General features: G+C 73.8%; 1 pseudogene. It reads right to left on the bottom strand.

Annotated features, from left to right (window positions below):
* Positions 1–402: pseudogene (locus HUX53_RS00155) on the bottom strand (protein phosphatase); the annotation flags it as partial.
* Positions 403–470: the final 68 nt, after the last annotated feature.

Raw genomic sequence — 470 nt, forward strand, 5'->3', positions numbered from 1 at the left:
CCCGCGTCTTTCTGTGGGGAGCGTCAGGTGTGTATAGGAGACAGGGCCGGGGCCGTCGACCGGCGGCGCGGCGCCCGCGTGCTCCAGCAGCTCGCGGAGCCCGTCGGCGCGGTTCTCGTCGGCGTGCCACACGTAGGCGAGCCGGTCGGGCTCGGCCTCGGTGACGGTGTAGACGGCGCACCAGGTGGCCAGCCGGGGGACGACGAGCTGGGCGACCAGGGCCATCGTGCGCTCCTGGTCGAGGGTGCCGGCGAGCAGGTCGCTGGCCTCGGCGACGAAGCTGAGCCAGCCGCGCCAGGACCGTTCCAGCTCGCCCACCCTGGCCTTCTCCAGGGAGAGCGACATCTCGTCCGCGAGCCGGCCGAGCCGGGCACCGTCGGCCTCGTCGAAGCGGCCGGGCACGGACGAGACGGCGACGACGACGCCGGTGAGGCGCCCCTGGGACTCCAGCGGCGCTGGCTCTTATACAC

It is taken from the genome of Actinomadura sp. BRA 177, from assembly GCF_013372625.1.
In the GTDB taxonomy this organism is placed as follows: Bacteria; Actinomycetota; Actinomycetes; order Streptosporangiales; family Streptosporangiaceae; genus Spirillospora.